General features: G+C 36.9%; 1 protein-coding gene. It reads right to left on the reverse strand.

All coding sequences use genetic code 11. From position 1 onward, the window contains the following. Window positions 1-314: 3-keto-disaccharide hydrolase (locus H4O21_RS28850; protein ID WP_182812747.1), on the reverse strand; the 314-nt coding region annotated here is incomplete at both ends.

Consider the following 314-nt stretch of genomic DNA (forward strand, 5'->3'; position numbering starts at 1 on the left):
TATCTGCTATGGCTTCAACCCTGTAATGATTCCATTCATTCTGTTTAGAAGCCTTTTGCGCTTCAGGATTATCTTTAAGTGGATTCAACCATTTGCGTCTTTTTTCATCATAAATCCCTCCGCTCCATGCACGTTTGGATGGATCGATCTCTACTTGATAGCCATGAACCATACCATCTCTATAGTATGGCAAACTATTACTGCGTATCTGAATGCCCGAATTCATTGTAGAATCCACTTTAAAATCAATTTCAAAAATGAAATCGCCATAAATGGAATCAGTAGTTAAAAATGTATTCGGTGTATCAAGCTTT

This window comes from Oceanospirillum sediminis, from assembly GCF_014164585.1.
GTDB classification, from domain to species: domain Bacteria; phylum Pseudomonadota; class Gammaproteobacteria; order Pseudomonadales; family Halomonadaceae; genus Oceanospirillum; species Oceanospirillum sediminis.